Raw genomic sequence first — 8,886 nt, 5'->3', positions numbered from 1 at the left:
GCCCAGGAGGTCCCCCGTGCCCGCCGTCCGCGTCGTCCTCGTCGACGACCAGCAGCTCGTCCGCGCCGGTTTCCGCATGGTCATCGACTCCCAGCCGGACCTGGAGGTCGTCGGCGAGGCCTCCGACGGCCTGGCCGGGGCCCAGCTCGTCGAGCGCACCGACTGCGACGTCGTCCTCATGGACGTGCGCATGCCCGGGGTGGACGGCATCGAGGCCACCCGCCGCATCACCGGCGCGGCGCGCCCGGAGGGCCGCCCGTCCCCGCGGGTGGTGGTGCTGACCACCTTCGACCTCGACGAGTACGTCGTGGCCGCCATCGGCGCCGGCGCCAGCGGGTTCCTGCTCAAGGACGCGCCCCCCGAGGAGATGCTCGCCGCGGTGCGCACCGTGCACGCCGGCGACGCCGTCATCGCCGCCAGCTCCACCCGCCGGCTGCTGCAGCACGTCGGCCCCATGCTGCGCCAGGGCGCCGGCGCGCAGGCGGCCGCGCCGACCGCGCTGCCCGCCGACCTCACCCCCCGCGAGACGGAGGTGCTGGAGTGCATGGCGCACGGGCTGACGAACTCCGAGATCGCCGCCCGGTTCTTCGTCTCGGAGGCGACGGTGAAGACGCACGTGGGCCGGGTGCTGGCCAAGACCGGCTCGCGCGACCGCGTGCAGGCGGTCGTGCTCGCCTACACCGCCGGGCTCGTGCAGCCCGGGGACGTGCTGCGCGACGCCCGCTGAGCGCGCCGGCGCGGGCGCCGCGTCCCCCGGGGAGTCCCCCCGGGGGATGAGGCGCCCGGCGCGCGTCCCCCGCCGGTCCGAGGCGGCGGGGCGGCGGGATCACCTCCGCGTCCGACGCGGCGCGCGGGGCCGCCTCCCTACGGTCGAGGAGTTCGACGCCGGCCGTGCCGGCGGTCCACGACCGCGAGGAGAAAACCCGTGCCCACACCGCGCCCCACCCGTTCCCCGGAGGTGGTGCACGCCGCCGCCGCGGCGGTGCGCGCCACCGGGCTGCGCAAGACGTACGGCCGCGGCGACGCCGTCGTGCACGCCCTGGACGGCGTGGACGTGGAGTTCTCCCGCGGGGAGTTCACCGCCATCATGGGTCCCTCGGGCTCGGGCAAGTCCACGCTCATGCACTGCCTGGCCGGGCTGGACACCGCCACGGCCGGGCGGGTGTTCCTGGGCGAGACGGAGATCACCGCGCTGCGCGACGCCGAGTTGACCCGACTGCGCCGCGACCGCATCGGTTTCGTCTTCCAGTCCTTCAACCTGCTGCCGGTGCTCACCGCCGGGGAGAACCTCGTGCTGCCGATGGAACTGGCCGGGCGCACCCCCGAGCGCGCCTGGCACGACGAGGTCGTCACCCGCCTGGGTCTGGCGAAGAGGTTGCGGCACAAGCCCTCGGAGCTGTCCGGCGGGCAGCAGCAGCGCGTGGCCGTGGGCCGTGCGCTGCTGTCGCGCCCGGACGTGGTGTTCGCCGACGAACCCACCGGGAACCTCGACTCGCGCGCCGGCGCGGAGGTGCTGGGGCTGCTGCGCTCCAGCGTGCGCGAGTTCGGGCAGACGGTCGTCATGGTCACCCACGACCCCGTCGCCGCCGGCTACGCCGACCGCGTCGTGCTGCTGGCCGACGGGCGGCTGGCCGGCGGGCTGACCGCCCCCACGCCGGACGACGTCATCGACGCGCTGCGCACCCTGGGGGCCTGAGCCGTGCTGAGGACCACCCTGGCGCAGCTGCGCGCCCACGCCGGGCGCGTGCTCGCCTCCTGCCTGGCCGTCGTCATCGCCGTGGCGTTCGTCGTGGCGACCCTGGTGCTGAACTCCTCCGCGAGCGCCAGCCTGCTGCAGGCGGTGGGCGCGCCCTTCACCGCCAGCGCCGCCGTCGTCACCGCCGACGAGGGCGCCGACCCCGCCGCGGCGGGCCCGGCGCTGGGCGCGGCGGCCGAGCGCGTGCGCGCCCTGCCGGGCGTGGCGCAGGTGGCCGCCGACCGGGGGGCCGGCGTGCAGGTGCGCCTGCCCGGCCGCTCCGGCAGCTCCTACGCGCAGGCCGACGCCGTCACCGCCGAGGGGCCGCTGCGCTGGGAGCGCACCAGCTCCGGGCGCCTGCCGCGCGCGCCCGGCGAGGTCGCCGTCAGCGACCGCCTCGGCGCGGCCGTGGGCGACGAGCTGGAGCTGAGCGTGCCGCAGGAGGACGACGCCCCCGGGCCCGTCGCGCGGGTGCGCGTGGTGGGTGTGGTGGACCTGCGCGGGGACCCCACCGCCGGGCTGCAGGGGCGCCTGTTCGCCACCGACGCCGACGTGCGCGGCTGGGGCGCGCCCGAGCCCTCCCGCCTGCGGGTGGCGGCCGCGCCCGGCGCCGACGGCGCGCAGCTGGCCGGTGGGGTGGCCGGCGCCGTCGAGGGCGCCCTGGTCGTGCGCACCGGCGAGGAGGCCGCGCAGGACGTGGCCTCGGCCTTCACCGGGGACGCGGCGGCGCTGACCTCGGTGCTGCTGGTCTTCGGGGCGGTGGCCGTCCTCGTCGCCGGCCTGGTCATCGCCAACACCTTCGCGGTGCTGCTGGCCCAGCGCACCCGCGAGCTGGCGCTGCTGCGCTGCGTGGGCGCCACCCGCGCCCAGACCGCGCGCTCGGTGCTGCTGGAGGCGGCCGTGGTGGGCCTGCTGGCCTCGCTGGCGGGCGCCGCGGCCGGGGTGGGCCTGGCGGCGGTGGTCGCCCGGGTGGCGGCCGACGCCGACTCCCCGGTCCCGCTGGGGACGCTGGACGTGCCCGCGCACGCCCTGGTGGTGGGCGTGGTGCTCGGCACCGTCGTGACCGTGCTGGCGGCGCTGGCCCCGGCCCGGGCCGCGACCCGGGTGGCGCCGCTGGCCGCGCTGCGCCCGCTGGTGCCGGCGCCGGTGCGCTCGCGCAGCGGACTGGTGCGCCTGGTCGCCGGCGCGGTCCTCACCGTCCCCTCCGCCGCGGTCCTGGCGTGGTCCTCCTCGCGGGGGGCGCTGGTGCCGGCGGTGCTCGCCGGCGCGCTCAGCTTCGTGGGCGTGGTGCTGCTCGCCCAGCGCGTCGTGCCCGCCGTCGTCGGGCTGGCCGGGCGCCTGGTGCGCGGCGGCGGCGTGCCCGCGCGCCTGGCCGCCGGCAACGCGGTGCGCAACCCGCGCCGCACGGCGGCCACGGCCACCGCCCTGCTCATCGGCGTGACGCTGACCACGGCGATGGTGGTGGGCGCCTCCTCCACCCGCGCCACGGCCGAGGACCTGCTGGAGGCCGGCTACCCCACCGACGTCGTCGTCTCCACCTGGGAGGGGACCGTGGACGCGGGGCTGCTGCAGCGGCTGGGCGAGGTGCCCGGGGTGGCGGGCGTCGTCCCGACGCTGGAGGGCGAGGTGTCCGTGGGTGCGGGGGGCACCACGACCGTGACGGGCGTGGACCCGGCGGCGGCGGCCGCGGTGGTGCGCTCGCAGCAGCGGGCGCCGCTGCCCGGCCCCGGCGAGCTGGTGGTCCCCGGGTACGCGGCGCAGCCGCTGGGCCTGTCGACCGGCGACGTGCTGCCCGCCGCGGCGCAGGGCGGCTCGCCCGTCCCGCTGCGGGTCGTCGTGGCCCCGGACTCCCAGCAGGGCGCGCTGGCCGCCGTCGAGGACCTGCTGCGCGCCGACCCGGGCGCGGTGGTGCGCGGCGCGTGGGTGCGCCTGGACGACGGCCTGGGCGCCGAGGGCCAGGCGGGGGCCGTGGACGCGATCACCGAGGTGGTGGCCGCGTCCCTGCCCAGCAGCGACGTCAGCGGCGTCGTCGCGGTGCGCGCGGCGTTCGACCAGGTGCTGACGACGATGCTGCTGGTGGTGACCGGCCTGCTGGGGGTGGCGGTCGTCATCGCCCTGCTCGGGGTGGGCAACACCCTGGCGCTGTCGGTGGTGGAGCGCCGCCAGGAGTCGGGCCTGCTGCGCGCCCTGGGCCTGACGCGCGGGCAGCTGCGCGCCCTGCTGGCGTGGGAGGCGCTGCTCGTGGCCGGGGTGGCCGGCGTGCTGGGGGTGGCGCTGGGCACGGCGTACGGGCTGGCGGGGACCGCCTCGGTGCTGGCGCAGCAGGGCCCGGTGGTGCTCGACGTGCCGTGGGCGCGGATCACCGGGATCGTGGTGGTCGCCGCGCTCGCCGGGGTGCTCGCCTCGGTGCTGCCGGCGCGGCGCGCGGCGCGCACGTCCCCCGTGGCGGCGATCGCCGGCTGAGCGCCGGGTGCGCGGGTGGTCGGGCGGGAGGAGGGGATCCGCCCGGCCGCCGCGCGGCGCGCGGCCCCGGCAGCACCGGCACCCTGACGGGTTCGCCCGAACGGCCCCACCGCCGTGAGCATTCGGGCACCATGAGTGACGACCCGCTGGGGGGCGGGTCCTTCGACCACAGGGGGAGACGACCGTGGGTCGCACTCGCAAGCACACGTCCACCGCTCGGGCCGCCGCGCTGCTGGCCACCGCGCTGCTGCCGCTGGCCGGCGCGGGGCCGGCCGCCGCGGCACCGAGCACGACGAGCACGACGAGCACGACGAGCACGAGCGCGGCGGCGGGCACGGGCGCGGCGTGGAGCACGAGCGCGGCGTGGAGCGCGCAGCCGGGGCTGCGGGTCACCGGGGCGAGCGTGCGGACCGAGGCGCCGGCGCAGGTGGACCCGTGGCAGGACGACTGCTTCGCCGGTGCCAGCAAGGCGCTGTGCGGCTACGGCCTCGTCACGGTGGAGCTCTCCGGCTTCGACGCCTACGGCGGCATCCCGTCCTGCGACCCGGCCGAGCCCGGCTGGTCGCCGGAGACGTGCGAGCTGCCGGTGGCGTCGCTGGTGCGGACGGCCGGCACGCGCGTGGACCTGCTCGTGCGGTGCGAGGGGCGCTCGCGGCCCACCCGGCGCACCGTGGCGGTGGCGACCGAGCCCAGCGCCCTCGCCCTGTCGGACGCCGGCGCCATGACGCGCCTGGACAGCGACAGCGCCGAGGTGGCCATCGCGTTCTACCTGCCGCGCCCCTCGCAGGTGCGCGCCTGCGAGGGGCCCTCGCAGCTGCTGGCGGCGACGGCGCGCCACGTCACGGTGAGCTGGAGCGGGCAGGGGGCCGTCCCCGCGGGGAGGGCCACGCTGCGCGGCACCCACCGCTTCCCCCTCGGCTGAGCGCCCGGGCGCTGCACGGGCCGTGGCAGGCTGGCCGCATGGCTGTCGTGAAGATCAACGCGATCGAGGTGCCCGAGGGCGGCGGGGCGGAGCTGGAGCGCCGCTTCGCGCACCGGATGGGCGCCGTGGAGGGCACCGAGGGGTTCCTGGGCTTCGAGCTGCTGCGCCCGGTGGCGGGCGAGTCGCGCTACTTCGTCTACACGAGGTGGGAGACCGAGGAGGCGTTCCAGGCGTGGGCGGGCGGCGGGGCGAAGGCCGCGCACGCCGGTGAGCGCGCGAAGCCGGTGGCCACCGGCGCGAGCCTGCTGGAGTTCGAGGTCGTGCTCGGCGCCGGCCCGGCGCCCGCCGCCGGCTGACGCACCCGCCGCCGACTGACGCACCGGGCGCCTCAGCGCCGCCGCAGGCGCACCGGCCCGCGCGCGGTGGAGGGGTCCACCGCGCGCCCGCCCTGCACGAGGTGCGCCTCGCCGGCCGCGACGAGGCGGCGGGCGGCGGAGCGGGCCGGCTGCACCAGCTCGCGCCAGCCCTCGCCGCCCACGGCGCGGGCGGCCTCCTCGGGGTCCACGCCCGCCGCGGCGGGGCGGGCGGCCAGCAGCTCGCGCAGCACCTCCTCCAGGCGGGCGTCCACCGCCGCGCCGGCCCCGCGGGCGCGGCGGCGGCAGGCGTCGGAGCAGTACCGCACCTGCTCCCAGTCCCGCGCCCACGCGCGGCGCCAGGTGATGGTGCGCCCGCAGACGGCGCAGTCCTTCGCGGGCGGTTCGGTGCCGCGGGCGCCGGGGGTGCTGCGGGTGCGGTGGGCCACCGGATCGTCCTACCCGCTGCCGCGCGCGCCCGCGCGCCGGGTGGTCCTGCCGGGACCCGCCGGGGCCCTCGACGGCGCACGCCCCGGCGGCTACCGTGATCCCCGAGTGATTGCTCGTTCAACGACCAGGAGGAACCACCGTGAGCGTGAAGCTCGCCATCGTCTACTACTCGGCCACCGGCACCACCCGCGCCATGGCCGAGCGCCTGGCCGCCGCCGGCGAGGCCGCCGGCGCCGACGTGCGCCTGCGCCAGGTCGAGCGCCGGCCCACCGGCGGGGAGAAGGCCGCCACCGACGCGCAGGCCGCCGAGGCCGAGGCGAGCAAGGGCGCCCCCGGCGCCAGCGCCGACGACGTCGTGTGGGCCGACGCCGTGCTGTTCGGCTCCCCCACCCGCTACGGCAACGTCGCCGGCCAGCTGAAGACCTTCCTGGACTCCCTGGGCGCCCAGTGGGCCCAGGGCCTGCTGGCCGACAAGGTGTACGCCGGGTTCACCACCTCCCAGACCGCCCACGGCGGCCAGGAGACGACCCTCATCGCCCTCTACAACACGATCTACCACTTCGGCGGCATCATCGTGCCGCCCGGCTACACCGACGGGCTGAAGTTCGTCGACGGCAACCCCTACGGCGTCAGCCACGTCACCGGCGGCGGCAACGACATCCCGCTGGGCGAGGCCGAGCTGAACGCGCTGGACCACCTCGCCACGCGCGTGGTGACGATCGCCGGGCGCCTGAAGGGCGAGTGAGCCGCGCGGCCGGCGCCCACCGGGGCGCCAGCCGCCCCGGGAGCCCCGCCGCCCCTCAGCGGCGCAGCTCCTCCAGCTCCCACGTGCGGGCCTCCTGCTCACCGGCGGCCGAGCACGTCAGCCGCTGCGCCGGGGCGCGCCCCTCGCGCAGGTCCACCTCCAGCGGCGCGCCGCCGGCCTCGAAGGACACCCGCCAGCGCGCCCGCCCGCCGGGCGCGTCGGGCAGGCGCTCCGCCCGCCGCGGCGCGAAGGCCTCCAGGCGGTCCTCGCCGAGCAGCAGGCGGGCGTGGCCCTCGGCGGCCTGCACGACGACGGCGTCGCCGCAGCGACCGCGCAGCTTGGCCGGCAGCACCCGCCCGGCGCGCACCGCCGCCAGCAGCGCCGCGGCGTCGTCGGGCTCCACGTGCCCGTGCACGGCCCCGCCGGGCAGCGCCAGCACCGTCGCGGCGAAGCGGTCCCCGCCCAGGTGCGAGCACTCCCACACCGCCTCGGCGTCCAGCGCGGCCAGCGCGGTGACCACCGGGCGGCCGCGCACGGCGCAGCACCAGTCCTTGCGCCCGTGGGTGCACACCAGCAGCAGCGGCCCGCGCGCAGCGCTCCAGCCCTCCTCGTCCGCGGCGGCCACCGCCAGGTCGGCGGGGTCGGCCAGGCGGGTGAGCAGCGCGCCGGCGCCGCGGCGGCAGTCGGCCAGGAACAGCCGCCGCGGGCCGTCGGGGTCGCGCCCGGCGGCGTGGGGGCGGCGCACCAGCAGCGGCTTGAGGCCGCGGCGGGCGGCCACCGCCTTCAGCGCGGTGGTGACCGCCTCCCCCAGCCGGGAGGCCGGCAGGGCGCCCGGGCCCCACGGGCCGGGCTCCTCCACGAGCAGGTAGCCGCGCACCGCGGTGGCGGTGCCGAGCATCGGCTCGCGGTCCCCCTGCGCCCGGGCGGCGCAGGAGAACCGCTCGCCGGTGGCGGTGTCAGCGCTCAGGCGGGCCCCGCAGGCAGCAGCACGTTCTCGCGCAGCAGGCGGCGCAGCACCACCAGCGCGTCGCCCTCGTCGAGGCCGGCGCCGGCGGCGGCCAGCTCCCCCGCGGAGGTGGCGGGCGAGGCCAGCACCTGCTCCAGCGCCGGGCGGACCCACCCGGGGAACGCCACGCGCCGGTCGGGCAGGACGAGCTCCACGCGCTCGCCGGCCTCGGCCAGCCGCACGGTCAGCCCGCGCCGCGGGCGCAGCCGGGTGCCCGCGCCCAGGGAGCGGGCGGTGGCGTCCTGGGCCAGCGCGCCCACCGGCTCGGCGGGCACGGCGCGATCGCGCCGCCGCTGCACCAGGCGGTGCACGGCGGCCTCGTCCAGCCCGGCCAGCCAGCGCGCGGCGGCGGCGCGGAAGGCCTCCACGTCGACGTCCTGGCCGGGCAGCGGCAGGGCGCGGCGCAGCGCCACGTCGTCGCGGCCGGCGGAGGCGACGGCGTCGGAGAGCACGTCGGCCCACGTGGTGGCCAGCAGCCCGACGGTCAGGTGCACCGAGCGCTCCTCGGTGGTGCGCGCCGAGTGCAGCCAGCCGCGCGGCAGGTACAGCGCGTCGCCGGGCTCCAGGACGGTGTCGATGACGGGCGCGCGCCCGCCGACGGGGTCCGGGCCCAGCGCCTTGGACGGCTGGGACTTCAGCGGCAGCTCCACGACCGGCGGGTGGATCGTCCAGTGCTTGCGCCCGTCGACCTGCAGCACGACCACGTCGTGGGTGTCGTGGTGGGGCTTGAAGCCCTGCGCGCCGGGCGGGGTGACGTAGACGTTGACCTGGCACTGGTGGCCGAGGTCGGCGGCGAGGTCCGCGCAGAAGGTCGCCAGCGGCGGCCAGGTGCGGTGCAGGGCCTGCAGCACGATCGTGGCGCCGTCGGCGAAGGCGCGGGCGACGCCGTCGCTGTCGGGCAGGTCGGAGAGCTGCTGGTTGCCGGCGACGGCGCTGCGGGTGAAGGCGCTGCGCGGCAGGCCCGCGCCGTCCTTGACCATCGTGAAGAACGGGGTGCGCAGCGCGCGCGGGCCGAGCAGCTCGTCGACGTCGGCGGTGGAGAGCAGGTCGTCGAAGTCGGCGCGCCCGCCCCGGGCGGAGCGCTCGGCGGCGCGCACCAGCAGCGGGCGGGTGTTCCAGTGCTCGGTGGCGATCGCGCCGGCGGCGGCGCCGAAGCACCGCTGCAGGGCCGACGCGCCCGGCGCCGCCCCCGGGGTGGGGGCGGCGCCGGGG

At 78.8% G+C, this 8,886-nt stretch carries 9 protein-coding genes; 6 read left to right on the top strand and 3 right to left on the bottom strand.

Translation table 11 applies throughout. The features are described from left to right. The first annotated feature begins 16 nt into the window (after nucleotides 1–16). The 5 genes from GTR00_RS08435 (at nucleotide 17) to GTR00_RS08415 (ending at nucleotide 5,476) form a co-directional block, all read left to right on the top strand. Nucleotides 17–727: a response regulator gene (locus GTR00_RS08435; RefSeq protein WP_166611181.1), complete on the top strand. Its 711-nt coding sequence runs from the start codon at nucleotides 17–19 to the stop codon at nucleotides 725–727. 198 nt (nucleotides 728–925) lie between these two features. After that, nucleotides 926–1,696, top strand: coding sequence for an ABC transporter ATP-binding protein (locus GTR00_RS08430; RefSeq protein ID WP_166611180.1), 771 nt, complete (start codon nucleotides 926–928; stop codon nucleotides 1,694–1,696). Between the two features lie 3 nt (nucleotides 1,697–1,699). Beyond that, nucleotides 1,700–4,198: an FtsX-like permease family protein gene (locus GTR00_RS08425; RefSeq protein ID WP_166611179.1), complete on the top strand. Its 2,499-nt coding sequence runs from the start codon at nucleotides 1,700–1,702 to the stop codon at nucleotides 4,196–4,198. A gap of 184 nt (nucleotides 4,199–4,382) precedes the next feature. Continuing rightward, on the top strand, nucleotides 4,383–5,120 hold the full coding sequence (locus GTR00_RS08420) for a hypothetical protein (protein WP_166611178.1): 738 nt from the start codon (nucleotides 4,383–4,385) through the stop codon (nucleotides 5,118–5,120). Between the two features lie 38 nt (nucleotides 5,121–5,158). Beyond that, entirely contained in the window at nucleotides 5,159–5,476 is a 318-nt protein-coding gene (locus tag GTR00_RS08415; protein ID WP_166611177.1) for an antibiotic biosynthesis monooxygenase family protein, read from the top strand. 32 nt (nucleotides 5,477–5,508) lie between these two features. On the opposite strand, the gene GTR00_RS25700 is transcribed toward GTR00_RS08415, so the two are convergent. Further along, nucleotides 5,509–5,922, bottom strand: coding sequence for a DUF3253 domain-containing protein (locus GTR00_RS25700; RefSeq protein WP_166611176.1), 414 nt, complete (start codon nucleotides 5,920–5,922; stop codon nucleotides 5,509–5,511). A gap of 194 nt (nucleotides 5,923–6,116) precedes the next feature. On the opposite strand from GTR00_RS25700, the gene GTR00_RS08405 reads away from it, so the two are divergent. After that, entirely contained in the window at nucleotides 6,117–6,668 is a 552-nt protein-coding gene (locus GTR00_RS08405) for an NAD(P)H-dependent oxidoreductase (RefSeq protein ID WP_166611182.1), read from the top strand. A 55-nt stretch (nucleotides 6,669–6,723) separates the two neighbouring features. Here the strand turns inward: GTR00_RS08405 and GTR00_RS08400 are convergent, their stop codons facing one another. Together GTR00_RS08400 and GTR00_RS08395 are read right to left on the bottom strand one after the other, a co-directional pair. Next, nucleotides 6,724–7,566, bottom strand: a complete 843-nt coding sequence (locus GTR00_RS08400; RefSeq protein WP_166611175.1) for a sucrase ferredoxin — start codon at nucleotides 7,564–7,566, stop codon at nucleotides 6,724–6,726. A gap of 65 nt (nucleotides 7,567–7,631) precedes the next feature. Next, nucleotides 7,632–8,886 (bottom strand): cupin domain-containing protein (locus GTR00_RS08395; RefSeq protein WP_166611174.1); only part of this gene is annotated, 1,255 nt, incomplete at its 5' end.

The organism is Kineococcus indalonis (genome assembly GCF_009906395.1).
GTDB classification, from domain to species: Bacteria; Actinomycetota; Actinomycetes; order Actinomycetales; family Kineococcaceae; genus Kineococcus; species Kineococcus indalonis.
Note: the sequence above shows the minus strand (reverse complement) of the source record. Positions and strands in the feature narration are given on the sequence as shown.